The organism is Alkalibacterium iburiense (genome assembly GCF_039521845.1).
Classification (GTDB): Bacteria; Bacillota; Bacilli; order Lactobacillales; family Carnobacteriaceae_A; genus Alkalibacterium; species Alkalibacterium iburiense.
In genome coordinates this window covers 1-15,579 of the sequence record NZ_BAAACW010000053.1, presented here as the reverse complement: position 1 = coordinate 15,579, position 15,579 = coordinate 1, and the positions used below count along the sequence as shown (strand labels likewise).

Sequence of the window (15,579 nt, the reverse complement as noted above, 5' to 3'; positions counted from 1 at the left end):
ATTTACCAGATAATCACTGATTATTTATTTTACCCATTTATAGCCCTTAAAAAGGGTTTCTTTTTCAGCACCCTCGAGTTTTCGACTAAGTCTTTTTCCATTTCCTGGATATCTTCCATATGCTTCTCTGTCCATTTTTTCATCTCTTTATTAGTCATTTGATTATTATCGTCTGCTGCTTCCAGCAGGGTCTGCCATAGTTCTTCTTCAAATAAGGAGTGATTGAATGTATTGTCCTGTTTTTTAGAAAATTCATTGGGTAAAAAAGTTAAGGTGGTGTTTTTCTTTTTCTTATTTTTATGATCGGTCGTTTCAATAATCAAGCAGTTGTTTTTGGACCATTTTAGTAAATAAGCAAAAAAGTAATGTTCAAAGTTACCCACTTGAAGCTGATTTAAGAAGAAGGCGATATCACTGGTTTTTCCTTCTTTATAAGGGATAGCTGTGAATAGCATATCTTTATTTTGCTTCCGTAAGCCGTAGCCTGATGGTATTTTGTTCTGGTCTTTTTTCTTGGATTCTATTGATATAAATAGAGCTGAAACACCGAATCCGGCAGTCACAACTGAAGCGATAATAGGAATCAAGATTCGATCTACATCTTCACTTGAACCTCCTCGGCTGGCCTCCCCTTCTGCCATTTCCACTTGTTCTTCCATCGTCATATCACTATAGTATGAAAGCATGAAAGGATCTTGTGGGAACTGAACCAGTATAGATATTGGACGGCCCTCTTCAACAGAAGCTTCTGTATAAGTGACGACTCTGCCACCTTGTAATTCTATTTGACCGTCATATCCAAAGCCCCAGATACGGGTATTGTCATGGTTAAATGTAAAGGGACCCGTTATCTCAATAGTCATGTTTTCTGGCAATATATCTCCAAAGGAATTGAAGTCCCAGTAAAGAGCTTGTCCGTCTTCCATCTGTCTGACTAAGTTCGTTAATGTATAAGAGACTGTGTAGTGGTTCTCTCCGTATTCTCCTATTCCCCATATAAGTTCAATTCCGTCTGATGTCTCACTCGTCCCGTATGTACCTGTTTTTTCTTCTCTAGACCTATCTGAGTCCCACTCTTCAACTTCTGTCATTCTTTCAACGCTGAAATCAATGACTTCCACTCCCTCTTCATCAGGAATTAGAATATAGAGCTCGGTTCCTTCCTGCATGTTCATCTGTCTGTTTTCTGTAATCACAGCTGTCCCATTTTCTTTTAGTTCCACCTGGACATCCAGATGAGAAAGTGTGTTGTCATCGGCTAGGACTTTCAATGGAAAAAACAAGACGAGTAAAAGCCCCAGGACCACACCTATTAGCCACCTTTTTTTCATACCCTTTCCTCCTTTTTTCTCTTACCTGTATTATATAAAAAAAGAGAGAGAAACATACAGTCTTAAGACCTATCTTTTCTCTCTCTTTCTATTAAACTCCTCCCCAGTTGCCAGGACTCCATAACGTTCCATCCAATTCTCCCTGGAGCTGTTCTTTTCTTTTATTCTGTTCTTTAATTAATTTTATGGTGGCCTGCAATAAGGCTTTCTGTTTATAATCCTGACTCATGTGAAATAAATGCTCTAGTTGTTCAATCGTCCATTCTTGGTTAGATTCAGACATGTCCTTCCTCCTTTAATCCTCATAGTTATCGATGTGCAGGCGAAGTTCATCCAATTCCATCCGGTTATCTTCAATTAATTCAACCACTTCCTCTAATATAAAGGAGGCTTGATCTTCTGGCAGAGTTTCTAAATTGGTTTGATCAAGTTCTTTCAGAAGCCATTCTTCGCGTGACTTGAGTGAATCGGGATTTTTCATACTTAAATATTGGCGGTACTGGATAAGAAGGTCCATCTTCTCTTCTTCCGTTTTATACGGAAACTGGAAAATGGTGAGTGGTTTAACATAGTCCATGCCCACTTTTTTAGCCATAGCCTGAAAAGGTTTGGTTAATTCACTGATGCTGAAGCCTTCTGCTCCGCCTGTTTGATAGTCTTTTTCTGGGAGTCCGATAACAAGAACCATCCCAAAGTCTTTTCCGTTTAGTTTATCTCCTCTGTATCCAAAAGCAAAGTGTTCGGTTAAAACGTCATCCTGCCATTTTTTCAGTAATGGGGGCGAAGAATACCAATAGAAAGGAAATTGAAACAAAATACGGTCATATTGGCGAAGCAAGGCCTGTTCTGCTTTTACATCAATCTTTCCATCCGGGTATCTTCCTTCCAAATGATGCAGCGTCACATCGGGTAAATCATCCACCGCTTGCACCAGGAACTGCTGGCTGCCGGACTCTTCTAATTCTGGATGAGAAATAATCACTAATGTTTTCACTTCTTCACTCCTTTCATCCACTGATAAATATCTTCTGCTGTCTCTTCCGGTTTTTGTTCTGTATTGTTTAGTTTAAGATAGTGTACCATCGGCAGACGGTTCTTGACTTCTCCTTCGAAAGAGTTTAACCGATGCTTTTCATAACTCGTCAGTAATTCATTTTCTGAAAAGGCCAGGTTTCTTTTAGACGGTTTGGCTTTCAAACGGTCTTCGTGTTTGTTTCTTGAAAGTCGTTCATTTAAATTTGCTTCAAGCTCTACAAAGTAAAGGTTCGCGTTCGCTTTATGGAAAAGGGCAAGCCACTCTTTTAATACTTGCCAGTCCGACTCCAAATCAAAGGCAACGACGACGGTAAAAATAATACCCTTTACTTTGTTTGTGTGTTTATTTTCCACAAAGGCTTTGAATAACTCTGTCCTGACTAATTCAGATAGCCTGAAGGTTTCAGCTGTATAGTCCAAAAAGTCAGCAAACAGATCGATGGTCTGGTGGTTATAGAGTAATTTGGCGTCGAGTTTCTTTTCTAATGCTTGTCCCACCGTCATTTTTCCGACTGCTTGGGGGCCGGCTAATATAATAAAGTCCATGTCATCACCTTTTTAGTCTTCCATCATATTTAAAAATAAATCATAGATTTCTTTATGCTTGCGCTTGAGAGATAGTGGGCGGTAGGTTTCTTTGTTTAAAAAGGCATGCTTGGTTTCGCCCAGACAACGGATTTCACCTGTTGCTTTGTCCCTTATTTCATAAGAGACGATAAGCTTAACGCCTGTAAATTCGGTGATTTTCGCTTCGATTTCTACTGTGTCCCCAAAGCGCGCCATTGTTTTGTATTCAGAATAGACAGATAAGACGGGGACGACGATGCCTTCTGCTTCCATTTGGGCGTATCCAAAGTTCATTTCCTCCATTAGATAGGTTCTAGCTTCTTCAAACCATTTGATATAATTTGAGTGGTGAACGATTTACATTTGATCTGTTTCATAGTATTGTACTTTATGTAACCAGTTAGTCATAAATTGTCCTTTCTTCTATCTATATTTGTTTAATAGTGTAGCATAAATCCATTGATTTATGGTAAAATCAATACGAATAAACTTGTGTAAAGTATCACTTGATAGGTAAGGAGGAGTAACATGAATGAAAAAGTGGGAGCAGTTTTAGGCTGGGTCGCTATCTTAGCGGCTGTCGTGGGATTTTTCTGGCAACCCTATATTATGGGAGGCGCAGCGATTGTGCTTGGTATTGTAGGCTACTTCATGAAAGCAAATATTACACGTATGAGTATCACTGCAGTAGGTTTAGGCGTTGTCGCTATTCTGTTCGGAAGTGTGACTTATTAATTAAGAAACAGGCAAAGGGTTTGAATTCTACACCCCTTGCCTGTCTTTTTATTTAAAATGAGATAAGCTTGTTTCTTTTATTCTTTCATCTATTTTCTCTTTCCAGTAACGGCTGTCTTCTTCGCTCCAGTCGCGCTCTTTCGCAAATATATCCAGAACCTTCTCTTTTAAGTCAATCATTTTCTGAATATCAAATAAAAGAGAGTCCGTTCGTCGGGCAAAGAAATCTTCTGGTGTCATAACCATTTCATGCTCCAAGGCATAAGCCAGCTGCAAGGCATCACTCAGCGGCATGTCAAAGGTCTTCGCTTTATCTGCCAAAGCATATAATTGGTCTACATTCGATCCGTACCAATCCGCTAATGCATCTGCCTCTTTTTCAGATAAGCCAATTGACAGACCCTCTTCTCTTTTTGACTGAATGAAAGCTGAAAAATCACTGAGGTCGCCTATGTCTCCTCCAGATAAGGGAATGGTCTTAGTGTCTACTGGTTCAAATGACAGAGATTTTTTCTCCCATTCTTCATCTATCGTCTTAAACACATCTTCAGCCATTCGTCTGTAGTCTGTCAATTTTCCTCCCGCAATCGTGACCAAGCCATCGCTTTCTACAAATACATCGTGCCCTCTTGAAATACCGGAAGGGTCATCATTATTTTCATCCTGGATTAAAGGGCGTAAACCAGACCAACTGGATTCAATATCTTCCCTTGTGAGATTTACCTTATCAAATCGGTGATTTACTGCTTTCAATAAATACTCTATATCTTCTTCCGTCACTTCCGGGTCTTCATACGGTCCTTCAAATGGCGTGTCTGTTGTCCCAAAGTAAGTTTTATTGCCTCTTGGAATAATAAAAATCATCCGATTGTCTTCTTGTCCCGTGTCTGTATAAATCGTGCGATTCACTGGCAGTTTATCCCGATCAACTACGAAATGCACACCTTTTGTGGGATACATTTTCTGTTCGGTTTCTCCTGCTGTTTGTTTACGCACTTCATCTGACCAAGGACCCGAAGCATTCACTATGACTTTAGCATGAATATCAAAGGTTTCTTCTGTTAAGATATCTAGCGCCTTAATCCCTATTAATTGATTGGTTTCATCATATAAAAAATCTACTGCTTTGACATAATTCGTTAATACAGCACCCAATTCATGGGCTTTTTTAATGATCTCGATAGTTAAACGGGCATCATCGTTGGTGTAATCCAAGTAAAAGCCACCAGAGACTAAGCCGTCTTTTTTCAAAGCGGGTTCCTCTTCTAAAGTACTTTCTTTGTCTACCATGTAATGAGTCCACTCTTCATCTACTTCTGCCAAGTAGTCGTACAAATGAAGCACTACTTTTGCAGAAAACTCATTAAAGGAAGCTCCCGGTTCGTCATATACAGGCATGAGCATATAAGACGGTTGAACGACATGGGGGGCATTTTTTCCAATGACTGTTCGTTCTTTCGCTACATCCGCTACTAACTCCACGTCAAATTGCTTTAAATACCTCAATCCTCCGTGAACGAGTTTGGTTGAACGACTACTAGTGCCTCCCGCAAAATCCTGCATCTCCACTAAGCCCACTTGACTGCCTCGAGCGGCTCCATGGAGAGCTATCCCCGCACCGGTTATGCCCCCTCCAATGACAAGTAAGTCCAGCTCTTCATTCTTTAATTTATTTATATTCTCTTTACGCGTTTGAGCCGAAAATGCCATTCCTTTATCAACGCCTTTCCTATCATAATTTATACGTCGTCTCTAACGTCTTCTTTTTCTTTGCCTTGTTCTCTATTCACTTTTTTAGGTTTAAATTTGAATTCCTGAGTCGCTCTGACAGCTTCTTGCCAGCCGGCATATAGGTCTTCCCTTCTTTCTTCCTCCATGGTCGGCTCAAACGTAGCCGATTTATCCCATTTTTCTTTTATTTCTTCCAAGTCACTGAAGAAACCTGTTTCTAGACCGGCTAGATAAATGGCACCTAAAGCCGTGGTTTCCATAATTTTAGAACGTTCGATGGTCGTATTTAAAATGTCAGCCTGGAACTGCATCAAGAAGTCATTCATACTGGCTCCACCGTCTACACGCATCGTTTCTGTTTTCAATCCAGCGTCCTTATTCATCGCATCCACGACGTCACGCGTCTGATAAGCAAGGGATTCTAATGTTGCTCGAATAAAGTGTTCTTTTTCAGTCCCTCTTGTTATTCCGAAAACAGCTCCTCTGGCATCTTGATCCCAGTAAGGCGCACCTAAACCTGTGAACGCAGGGACGACATAGACATCATCCGTAGAGTCTACCCGTTTTGCATATTCTTCCGTTTTTGCTGCATCATGGAACATGCGAAGCCCGTCTCTTAACCATTGAATAGCTGAACCCGCAATAAATATAGCTCCTTCAAGAGCATAGTACACTTCATCTCCATACCCGTAAGCCAATGTTGTCAGCAAACCGTTTTGAGACTGAATGGGTTCTTTTCCTGTATTCATAATAATAAATGACCCGGTGCCGTAGGTGTTTTTAACCATGCCTTTTTCAAATGCGGTCTGACCGAATAAAGCGGCTTGTTGGTCACCCGCTATACCTGTAATCGGAACTTTAATCCCGTCATCTTTGAAAATAGCTTCCATAGTTTCACCGAAGTAACCAGAAGACGGTTTAACTTCAGGCAACATTTTTTCCGGAATATCTAGAAGGTCTAAAATCTCTTCATCCCACTTCATGTCATAGATATTATAAAGCATGGTCCGACTGGCATTGGAATAATCTGTCGCATGAATGTCTCCGCCGGTCAATTTCCAAAGCAGCCAGGTATCGATGGTTCCAAATAATAACTCGCCTTTTTCAGCTCGTTCTCTAGACCCTTCCACATGGTCGAAGATATACTGGATTTTTGTAGCAGAAAAATAGGAATCAATGATTAAACCTGTCTTTTTATGGATAAAGTCTTTATGTCCATCGTCAATCAGTTTCTGAGCATAGTCAGAGGTTTGCTTAGATTGCCAAACAATAGCTGGATAAATTGCTTCTCCTGTTTCTTTATCCCAAATAACCGTGGTTTCCCGTTGATTGGTGATACCAATACTGTCAATTTCTGACGCATAGAGTCCCGATTCAATCATCACATTGGCGACGACTTGCAAGGTTTTCAGCCAGATCTCATTAGGATCATGTTCAACCCATCCTGGTTCTGGATAAGATTGATTAATCTCTTGTTGAGCGCTCCACTGTATATCGCCTTCTTTATCGAAAATAATTGCCCGCGTACTGGTTGTTCCTTGGTCGATCGCCATAATGTAGTCAGCCATTCTATCACTTCTCCTTTATGCTTATTTGAATTGGCTCTTCTCTTGTTTAAGTATACCATTCACTAAAAACTCTCTTCTACTTAAACGCTTTTCAGTCTTCATTGAGGGAGACCTATATAATATAAAAAAGAAGAGCTTTTCAGCTCTTCTTTTTTGGTTCGTATCAGATTATCTTTCAGGGTACATAGAGGTATTTTGTGTGCCATGTGTTCTAAAGGTTGTATAGACAGCCTCTTGTCGGCTTTCTTCCGCTTCAACCATGACAACAATTTTATCGTCTTTCAGATACTGCTCATATTCTTTAGCTTCTTCTTCTGGCATGCCTGCACCGACTAAAGCACCGACAATACCTCCGCCACCAGCACCTACTCCTAGACCTGCTAGTGTACTGGCTAAAGGACCGGCTGCTACAAGTGGACCAATACCAGGAATGGCAATGAGTCCGACCTCAGCAATTAAACCAGCAATACCACCTAGGACACCACCGGATAAGGCACCTAAACCAAGACCTTTACCAGCGTTCTTCCCTCTTCCTTCGTTGTCTCCGTCCACATCTAAGTCCATGTCATCTTGTACTTTGTCTGCTTGGTCATCATCTTTAGCAAAGACAGAGTTGTCGTCTTTTGCGTATCCCTGCTCTTGTAATTCTGTGATAGCTTTCTCTGCTTCTTCTGCCGTATTAAAGACTCCACCAATTAACTTTTTATCCATTATATCAAACTCTCCTTTATTCTAATTGACCGTTCTAGCTAAGCTACGATCGTTCATTTAGGAATAAATGGAATCATCTCCTCGTTTCGTTTCTAATATTACTGTAACGAATGAGATTTAATGTGTCAAAAGATAGACTTTCTCTTATTCACCTTATTCGTATCCATTTGTCATTCAGTCTGTCTTAAAGACTTTGAGTTCATCGGTTGGTGCAAATCCGAAACATGCTTACGGCTCAATAAATAGAGCGAACAACAATTAATGAGATGCAAATAGGCTTTGCGTCTCAATAAATAGAGCCAACTACAATTAATGAGGTGCAAATAGGATTTGCGGCCCAATAAATAGAGAGAACAACAATTAATGAGGTGCAAATAGGATTTGCGGCCCATTAAATAGAGCGAACGACAATTAATGAGGCACAAATAGGGGTTGCGGCTCAATAAATAAAGCGAACAACAATTAATGAGATGCAAATAGGGATTGCGTCCCAATAAATAGAGTTAACGATAATTAATGAGGTGCAAATAGGATTTGCGGCCCAATAAATAGAGCCAACTACAATTAATGAGGCGCAAATAGGGTTTGCGGCTCATTAAATAGAGTTAACAACAATTAATGAGGCGCAAACACAAGAAGTCAGTCATTTTTTAAGTAAGATAACTTCCCAGTGACGTTAATTTTATTTCTTAATCGAGAGCAAAAAAAGAACACACTGTTTGAAGTGTGTTCTTTTACTGAATACTATTAGTCGTTCATTACGGCTTGGTTAGCTGTAATAATGGCTGTTTTGTAAACATCTTCTTCCACACAGCCACGTGATAAATCGGAAATAGGTTTGTTTAAGCCTTGTAAGATTGGACCAACGGCTTCAAAGTTTCCAAAACGCTGTGCAATCTTGTATCCAATATTTCCTGATTGTAACTCTGGGAATACAAAGACGGTTGCTTCACCAGCCACAGTTGAATCAGGGGCTTTTTGTTGAGCAACTGTTGAGACGAATGCCGCATCAAATTGCAATTCGCCATCAATATCAAACTCAGGTGCTAATTCTTTAGCGATACGTGTCGCTTCCTGTACTTTTTCGACTTCAGGCGATTTTGCTGATCCTTTAGAAGAGAAACTTAACATCGCTACCTTAGGGTTAATACCGAACATTTTAGCTGTACGCGCACTTTCCACTGCAATCTCAGCTAAGACTTGAGCATCGGGATCCGGATTGATTGCACAGTCTGCGAAGATATACTTCTCTTGACCACGACCGCGTAACATAATAAAGGCACCAGACGTACGGCTGACACCAGGACGGGTTTTAATAATTTGTAAAGCTGGTCGAACGGTATCTCCTGTTGAATGAACAGCTCCACTGACTAAACCATCAGCTTCATCCATGTAGACAAGCATCGTTCCAAAGTAGTTGACATCTTTCAACTGTTCTCTGGCTTGTTCTTCTGTCGCTTTTCCTTTACGACGTTCAACAAAAGCGTCCACCATCTCATCGTATTTTTCATAAGTTTCAGGGTTCACAATTTTAATGTCTGTTAAATCGTAACCGTGAGATTTAGCTGCAGTTTGGACTTCTTCTTCATCTCCAACTAAAATAGGCACCAATATTTCTTCATGATGCAAGCGTAAGACCGCTCCTAATATACGCTCATCTGTGGCCTCTGGGAAAACTATTTTTAAATTTTTCCCTTTAATTTGACTAATTAGCTGTTCTCTTAATTCCACTATATATCCCTCCAAGGATTTTTCTTTACAACACTACATATCATACCACTTTTTTTCATAAAATGCACAGAACTACAGTTATTTATCGTAGTAGTCACTTGGATTTACAGGAAGTTCCCAGTCAACTGGCTCATGGCCTAGTTCAATTAATGCTTCATTTGTTCGTGAAAAGGGGCGTGAGCCGAAGAAGCCTCTGTTAGCTGATAAAGGACTTGGGTGAACAGAAGTCAATACAACGTGTTTAGATTCATCTATCCTATCTCTGTTCTTCTTTGCAGCATTTCCCCATAAAAGAAACACCATCGGCTTTTCCCGTTTATTTAGGGCCTGAATAATTTCATCAGTGAAAACTTCCCATCCTTTTTTACGGTGGGAATAGGCTTCTGCTTTCCTTACCGTCAATACAGCATTTAAAAGAAGCACCCCTTCCTTTGCCCATTTTTCCAAATACCCATGCTCAACGGGTGGGATGCCTAAATCTGATTCTAACTCCTTATACATATTACGTAAAGACGGTGGGACTTTTACACCGGGCTGAACGGAAAATGCCAATCCGTGCGCTTGGTTTTCTCCGTGATAGGGGTCTTGTCCAAGAATCACAACTTTTACTTCTTTATAAGGAGTCCACTCAAAAGCCGTCCATAAGTCAGCCATTTGAGGGTAAACCGTTTGGGTCGCATACTCTTCTTTTAAAAATTCTCTTAGTTGCTGATAGGATGATTGCTCAGCTGCTTTTTTTAATATAGGCTGCCAATCATTGGTAACGGGTATAGACATGTTAAACCTGCTTTCCTATTAAATTTACAGTTATATGACTGTTATTTTTACATATTTTTGGTATCCTAGTGTAGGATGATGATTTTGAAAAATTAAACAAAGGAGCAGTATTGAATGATTAAACTCATTGTTTCAGATATGGATGGAACATTACTAAATGAAAATGTCGATATTTCCGATGCCAACCTCTCAGCGATTAAAAAGGCACAACAAGAAGGCATTCACTTTGCGATTGCGACAGGACGCGATTTTCCGATGGCGGATTTGTATCTCAGAGAATATGACTTTTCATGTCCTCTTATTTTGTCAAACGGAGCCCAGTTTTATGATGAAAAAGGGCAAAATGTATACAACCGTGGCCTGGATAAAAAATATGTTCGCCAAATGCTTGAGATGATTAATGGCAATCCGGCCCTTCATGTCGAGCTAGTTACCACAGAAGGTGTGTACTCTGACAGTAAAGAAAATCGTTCAGATATGCTCGCTTATATGTTATCAGATTTAAACCCGGATATCACTTTTGAAGAGGCGAAGGAAAAAGCAGGCGACCGTATAGATGAAATGGAAATCTTTTTTGTCGATCGTTTAGAAGATGTTGTAGACGATGAATCCTCTGTTATTTTAAAATTAACCGTGCATACGTTAGAAGGAACGGAATTACTTGAACCCGTTAAAGAAAAATTATATGACTCTATTCCTGACTTAGCTATCACGTCTTCAAGTGCTAAAAACTTGGAGATTAACCACGTAGACGCTCAAAAAGGGATTGCTGTTTCTCAGTTAGCGAAAGAGTTGGGCTTGAATTCGAGTGAAGTCATGACAATTGGAGATAACTTGAACGATGTCTCTATGCTTGAATGGGCAGATTATTCAGTAGCGGTGGAAAATGCCGCTCCAGAAGCGAAAGTAGCAGCTAAGTTTCAGACGTCCAGCAATAGAGATAACGGTGTAGCGGAAGCTATTTCAAGAGTGTTAAATAAATCTATTTATGAAGAACAATTACAGAATTAATGTGTTATGTGAAGTGGATACTACCGTGTCCACTTTTTTATTTGCAGCCATCTCACCCTTTAAAAGCTAAAAAAGACCAAACACTGTTTTTAGTGTATGGTCTGTTTCGGTTTATTGAGATTCAATCCAAGGTGGCAATAAAGAGAGTGATTGAATTAACTGTTCATTCGCTTGTTTGTCTGCCAAACGTTTTTCTCGACGTTGCTTGTATCCTTTTGCAACCATTACTTCCTCATGAGCTTCAGGCACAATTTCTGGTAACGAATAATCTGAATCTTCCAATACAACAAATGTGAGAAATGATGTTGCCCCGATATAACGCTCTCCAGTCACCAGGTCTTCGCCTAATACTTTTGTGAATACTTCAACGGATCGCGTTCCAGCTCCTGTCACAAATGTTTCAACACAAACGGAATGACCTATCTTTATGGGATGCACAAAGTGGAGTTCATCCATGGATGCCGTCACGATAGACTGGCTGCGGGTGAAGCGGGACACGGAGATGGATGCTGTATCATCAATCAGACTCATAAGCCGTCCCCCAAATAAGGTGTGGTGATTATTCAAATCAGACGGCAGGACACGATGCGTTTGAACCACTCGTGTCTCATTACAGGTCATCTGTTTTTTACTTTTCATTCTTTCCCTCCAAAAAATTGGTATCCTCACTGATTATCTCTATAAAACGATGCGTAAAATCAGCGGTAAAGCCCCATAGAAACTGATTAGGCAGGCGATAAAAAGGGACTTTATGTTTTCGTTTGCCAAATTTATATTTTTTACCATTAGATATCAATTCAAACGGAAAGTCATGATTGTATTCCGTTTTTAAGGTAACCGTATGGTACTCCGGCTCATTTTCTTTTAAATACCTTAAAGGAATCGTAAAGACGGAAGCCACTTCTTCATTCGGCTGTAATTGGTCGGGATTGATATGCTTCAATTCTCCTACAAAGCACCGAATGTGATGGGACTGGTTAAATATGAAATCTATTTCACCATATACCTCAATAGACTCTTTAGAGACATTTAGTTCTTCCATTGTTTCTCTAACCGCAGCCTCTTCGAAACTTTCTCCCTCTTCTACTGCCCCTCCAGGAAAGGAAGTCTCTCCAGGTTGAGAGATATGATTGCTTCTCACCTCATATAAAACATGCCATTCCTCATCCACCTTCACAAGAGGAAGAAAAACAGCAAACGTTCGCTGTTCACCAATGGGTTGAGCCTGGTGCTTTTCAATTCTGCGTTTAATCTTTTCCAGCATAGTCTTCCTCCTCTGCAAAGCAGGTGTTATTTAAACACTTTAAAACGGGTGTCGTCTTCTACATAGTTTTTTTCTGAAACCTCTTCTTCAATGGAGCCAATAGCCAGCTGACCACGCAGCTTCCATTTCTCTGGCAGATTCCATTCTTCGCGAACAAACTCATCTACTAATGGGTTATAGTGATGGAGGCTGGCACCGATATCTTCCTGTGCTAAAGCGTTCCAAATGTTCGTTACCATAATGCCGTGATTTTGTTCTGACCATGGACGGAACTCGGCTTTAAATAATGGTATTGTGCTCTCTTGGTTTTCAATAATCTCATAATCTTCAAATAATAAGAGTGTACCAAAACCTGCTTTTAAGTGTTTGATTTTGTCTTGAGTCATTGGCCAGCGCTCTTCAGGCGTCACCGGCTCTAAAATCGCCAACGTTTCATCCCAAAAGTATCGTGCTGATCCTCAAACAAGAAGACAATACGTTGAGTCTGAGCATTCATCGCTGTCGGACTTTCTCTTACGACATCTTTGACTAATGACACTATCTGGTCACTTGATAAAGAAACATTTTTACCTAATTTTCTTATCGATCGTCTTTTCTTTATTCTTTCTACATATGACATGATTCATTCTCCTCTACTTTGCTAAACTATTATCCATCATATCATATCTTAAAAAAAGAATAGTCAGCTTTCTTTGAATCCTTTTACCCATTCCGCAATGGTTCCATCAAACACTTCTGTAAAGAAAGCATCCAACGGTGTGCCGCCTTTGTTGACGAGAATACTCTTTTGACCTTGATAATCATAGATGAGCCCGGCTGCCGGATAGACATTTAAACTGGTTCCCATAACGAGTAAAATATCCGCTTGTCTTATCGCTTCTATACTTTCATAGATGATCCTTTGATCCAAGGCTTCCCCGTATAACGTAATGCCTGGTCTCACTGGCTCGTTATTCACTGTCATTAGTCCGTCTTTTTCCTCTATTAAAGAAACATCCACACTCTTTCCTGTTTTATCTACAAAAGTAAGAGCATTGCCGTGGACTTCAAGAACGCGACTGCTTCCCGCTTTTTGGTGTAAACCGTCTATATTTTGAGTGATGATAGTGACATCTAGCCCTTTGTCTTCCAGCTCTTTTAAAAAAAGGTGCCCGCTGTTCGGTTGAGCCTGTGAGTGCACTAGTTTTTCATTATACACTTCATAAAATTCCTTTGGATACTGTTCAAAGAAATCAATGCTAATTACTTCTTCTATAGGGATATTCCGCTTCGTTTTTTCATTGTATAGTCCTTCTGACGATCTGAAATCAGGAATACCGCTATCGGTAGATATGCCTGCACCCGTGATGACAGCCACTTTTTGTCCTGGTTCAAACCATGAGTATACATTTTTATTATCCATTATCTATTCTTCCTCTCTCAGACATTTACTTCTCTTTATTCATTATACTGAAAACAGACCTCTACCGCATATATGAGAGAGTTTCAACTTGTAGGGTAACATTTTTCCTCCTCTATTCGTTCTTTCTATAGAGAGGAGGTGGTAAAATGACCCCGACAAGCGACTTATTTTCATCGGTGATTGATATGATAGCCAATGTAGGGTTTCCCATCTTCATTTCGCTATTCTTGTTGCACCGAATGGAAACAAAAATCGATGCAGTCGTCAAGGCATTGAATGAGCTGACAACTGTCATGTCGAGCAAGCATACGATGTAAAAAAGTCTCAAAAAATACACTCCCAAACTAATGTGAACTATATGTTCAGTAGCGGGAGTGTATTTTCTATATAATTATTCAAGCTAGCACTTAGGGGAAAATCTTTGAAAAATTTTTGTCCTCGTTTCTTTTATATAAGCATTCGATTAATTTGAGGTGGACAAGAAAAGTAGTTTCGTAAACCTACTTATTGATTCCCATAAACATTAAAGACATCTTCTCTTATTGAACTATATTTATTTGCCTCGCTGTCGGAAAGAAAATCGTAGGCCTTAATCTCTTCATAAGTATAAAATGACTGAATGGATTGGTTTAATACTTCTTTTTCTAGATGATACTTCCCAAATCCCATATAATTGAGCATCCAGATGTCTTCACCGGAGTCCTGTAAAAAGAATATGTATTCTTCTTCTGGTTCTAAAGGTACATAATGACCAACGGGCTCAACCCCCTCATCCGTTAGCCTATAAGGCTCAGCAACAACTAAATGGCTTTCATTATAATCGCCATCAAATACTTCCAAAACATCTACTTCTGTTAGGGTAGAGGCTATATCTCCTCCCTCAATGTACTCACCAAATGACTGAATACCTAAAACTTTTCCTTTAATAACCAAATCAGAATTTTGTTCGATCTGATTTAAATTATTCGGCACTGGATAGGAAGCGGAAAGCTGATTTTGAGATATCGCTTGATTACTTTCCAAAAAAACATAGTCACCATCAGAAGAATCAACTGTATTGCATCCAGTTAGAAAAAATAGTGCTACAGGTAGTAAACTCATTAGTTTTTTCATTTTCTAAACCCTCCTCACTATCTCCAAGTTGAATTGTCTCGCTCATTAACACCTAGACTTTTCATACTGATTTTGCTAGCTGTTCTCATAACACTATAAATTCCGGGCCGTTAGTGACGCACACCTCAAGCATGGCCAACTTCGTGCATTCCTAGTTAATTGAAATGAGACGTTTGACGTCTATTTATTTCGCTAATCCCTTTCACCTGACTACAAGTATTTTTGCTACAATATTTACGATTACATCAATTTTAAAATTTCAAATTAACTTCACTCCTTTCTGCATAATTTATATTATTTTAATGATTCATTAGCACCACCATTTTTTCATTATGTGATTATATGGTAAGCGCATTCAAAAGTCGTTATTTTAAATCTACTGATTCTACGTGCTGCTGTGTTAGTATTCTTATCTTTCTAATACATGGTTAGCCTATTGAGCACTTACTTCATTATATATAATTTTACAATTGCTGTCACTAAACATATAAATTCACTACTTTTTTTAAAATTAAAAATATGTTATATACTTTTTCACTAGTGTTGCATTAAAACATTTAACTGTTTCATGACATAAAAAAGTCCTTTATAATAGGGTTGGAT

19 protein-coding genes are annotated in these 15,579 nt (G+C 39.5%); 3 read left to right on the top strand and 16 right to left on the bottom strand.

The genetic code is table 11. The annotated features are described in order from the left end of the window. Positions 1–29: 29 nt before the first annotated feature. The 5 genes from ABDZ53_RS04350 to ABDZ53_RS04330 all read right to left on the bottom strand — a co-directional run bounded on the left by ABDZ53_RS04350 (position 30) and on the right by ABDZ53_RS04330 (position 3,290). The gene (locus ABDZ53_RS04350; protein ID WP_343754351.1) at positions 30–1,331 is read right to left on the bottom strand and encodes a DUF2207 domain-containing protein; all 1,302 of its coding nucleotides are present in this window, start codon (positions 1,329–1,331) and stop codon (positions 30–32) included. A gap of 91 nt (positions 1,332–1,422) precedes the next feature. Beyond that, positions 1,423–1,614: a hypothetical protein gene (locus tag ABDZ53_RS04345; protein ID WP_343754349.1), complete on the bottom strand. Its 192-nt coding sequence runs from the start codon at positions 1,612–1,614 to the stop codon at positions 1,423–1,425. Positions 1,615–1,626: 12 nt separating this feature from the next. Beyond that, positions 1,627–2,325: an NAD(P)H-dependent oxidoreductase gene (locus ABDZ53_RS04340; RefSeq protein WP_343754347.1), complete on the bottom strand. Its 699-nt coding sequence runs from the start codon at positions 2,323–2,325 to the stop codon at positions 1,627–1,629. Next, on the bottom strand, positions 2,322–2,912 hold the full coding sequence (locus tag ABDZ53_RS04335) for an AAA family ATPase (RefSeq protein WP_343754345.1): 591 nt from the start codon (positions 2,910–2,912) through the stop codon (positions 2,322–2,324). Before ABDZ53_RS04335 ends, ABDZ53_RS04340 begins: the two co-directional genes overlap by 4 nt. A gap of 12 nt (positions 2,913–2,924) precedes the next feature. Then, the gene (locus tag ABDZ53_RS04330; RefSeq protein WP_343754353.1) at positions 2,925–3,290 is read right to left on the bottom strand and encodes an acyl-CoA thioesterase; all 366 of its coding nucleotides are present in this window, start codon (positions 3,288–3,290) and stop codon (positions 2,925–2,927) included. Positions 3,291–3,461: 171 nt separating this feature from the next. Here ABDZ53_RS04330 and ABDZ53_RS04325 point away from each other — a divergent pair, with 171 nt between their 5' ends. Further along, a complete protein-coding gene (locus ABDZ53_RS04325) occupies positions 3,462–3,668 on the top strand; it encodes a C4-dicarboxylate ABC transporter (protein ID WP_343754343.1) in 207 nt (68 codons plus the stop codon). Positions 3,669–3,716: 48 nt separating this feature from the next. On the opposite strand, the gene ABDZ53_RS04320 is transcribed toward ABDZ53_RS04325, so the two are convergent. From ABDZ53_RS04320 to ABDZ53_RS04300, 5 genes are all read right to left on the bottom strand, one after another. Beyond that, positions 3,717–5,378, bottom strand: a complete 1,662-nt coding sequence (locus ABDZ53_RS04320) for an FAD-dependent oxidoreductase (protein ID WP_343754341.1) — start codon at positions 5,376–5,378, stop codon at positions 3,717–3,719. 29 nt (positions 5,379–5,407) lie between these two features. Further along, the gene (gene glpK / locus ABDZ53_RS04315; RefSeq protein ID WP_343754339.1) at positions 5,408–6,967 is read right to left on the bottom strand and encodes a glycerol kinase GlpK; all 1,560 of its coding nucleotides are present in this window, start codon (positions 6,965–6,967) and stop codon (positions 5,408–5,410) included. Positions 6,968–7,135: 168 nt separating this feature from the next. Beyond that, the gene (locus ABDZ53_RS04310) at positions 7,136–7,678 is read right to left on the bottom strand and encodes a general stress protein (RefSeq protein WP_343754337.1); all 543 of its coding nucleotides are present in this window, start codon (positions 7,676–7,678) and stop codon (positions 7,136–7,138) included. Between the two features lie 747 nt (positions 7,679–8,425). After that, on the bottom strand, positions 8,426–9,409 hold the full coding sequence (pta, locus tag ABDZ53_RS04305) for a phosphate acetyltransferase (RefSeq protein WP_343754335.1): 984 nt from the start codon (positions 9,407–9,409) through the stop codon (positions 8,426–8,428). Positions 9,410–9,487: 78 nt separating this feature from the next. After that, positions 9,488–10,186, bottom strand: a complete 699-nt coding sequence (locus ABDZ53_RS04300) for a uracil-DNA glycosylase (RefSeq protein ID WP_343754333.1) — start codon at positions 10,184–10,186, stop codon at positions 9,488–9,490. A 114-nt stretch (positions 10,187–10,300) separates the two neighbouring features. Here ABDZ53_RS04300 and ABDZ53_RS04295 point away from each other — a divergent pair, with 114 nt between their 5' ends. Beyond that, a complete protein-coding gene (locus ABDZ53_RS04295) occupies positions 10,301–11,197 on the top strand; it encodes a Cof-type HAD-IIB family hydrolase (RefSeq protein WP_343754331.1) in 897 nt (298 codons plus the stop codon). Positions 11,198–11,308: 111 nt separating this feature from the next. Here the strand turns inward: ABDZ53_RS04295 and ABDZ53_RS04290 are convergent, their stop codons facing one another. The 5 genes from ABDZ53_RS04290 to ABDZ53_RS04270 form a co-directional block, all read right to left on the bottom strand. Next, positions 11,309–11,836: an acyl-CoA thioesterase gene (locus tag ABDZ53_RS04290; RefSeq protein ID WP_343754329.1), complete on the bottom strand. Its 528-nt coding sequence runs from the start codon at positions 11,834–11,836 to the stop codon at positions 11,309–11,311. After that, on the bottom strand, positions 11,826–12,461 hold the full coding sequence (locus ABDZ53_RS04285; protein WP_343754327.1) for an NUDIX hydrolase: 636 nt from the start codon (positions 12,459–12,461) through the stop codon (positions 11,826–11,828). The genes ABDZ53_RS04290 and ABDZ53_RS04285 overlap by 11 nt, the downstream gene beginning before the upstream one ends. 26 nt (positions 12,462–12,487) lie before the next feature. Beyond that, positions 12,488–12,889, bottom strand: a complete 402-nt coding sequence (locus tag ABDZ53_RS04280; protein ID WP_343754325.1) for a nitroreductase family protein — start codon at positions 12,887–12,889, stop codon at positions 12,488–12,490. Then, the gene (locus tag ABDZ53_RS04275) at positions 12,877–13,080 is read right to left on the bottom strand and encodes a nitroreductase family protein (protein ID WP_343754323.1); all 204 of its coding nucleotides are present in this window, start codon (positions 13,078–13,080) and stop codon (positions 12,877–12,879) included. The genes ABDZ53_RS04280 and ABDZ53_RS04275 overlap by 13 nt, the downstream gene beginning before the upstream one ends. 63 nt (positions 13,081–13,143) lie before the next feature. Then, the gene (locus tag ABDZ53_RS04270; RefSeq protein WP_343754321.1) at positions 13,144–13,863 is read right to left on the bottom strand and encodes an NAD-dependent protein deacylase; all 720 of its coding nucleotides are present in this window, start codon (positions 13,861–13,863) and stop codon (positions 13,144–13,146) included. Positions 13,864–14,009: 146 nt separating this feature from the next. Here ABDZ53_RS04270 and ABDZ53_RS04265 point away from each other — a divergent pair, with 146 nt between their 5' ends. Beyond that, positions 14,010–14,180, top strand: coding sequence for a YvrJ family protein (locus ABDZ53_RS04265; RefSeq protein ID WP_343754319.1), 171 nt, complete (start codon positions 14,010–14,012; stop codon positions 14,178–14,180). A 187-nt stretch (positions 14,181–14,367) separates the two neighbouring features. On the opposite strand, the gene ABDZ53_RS04260 is transcribed toward ABDZ53_RS04265, so the two are convergent. Continuing rightward, positions 14,368–14,976 (bottom strand): hypothetical protein, encoded by a 609-nt coding sequence (locus ABDZ53_RS04260; protein WP_343754317.1) that lies wholly within the window; start codon positions 14,974–14,976, stop codon positions 14,368–14,370. Positions 14,977–15,579 lie beyond the last annotated feature (603 nt).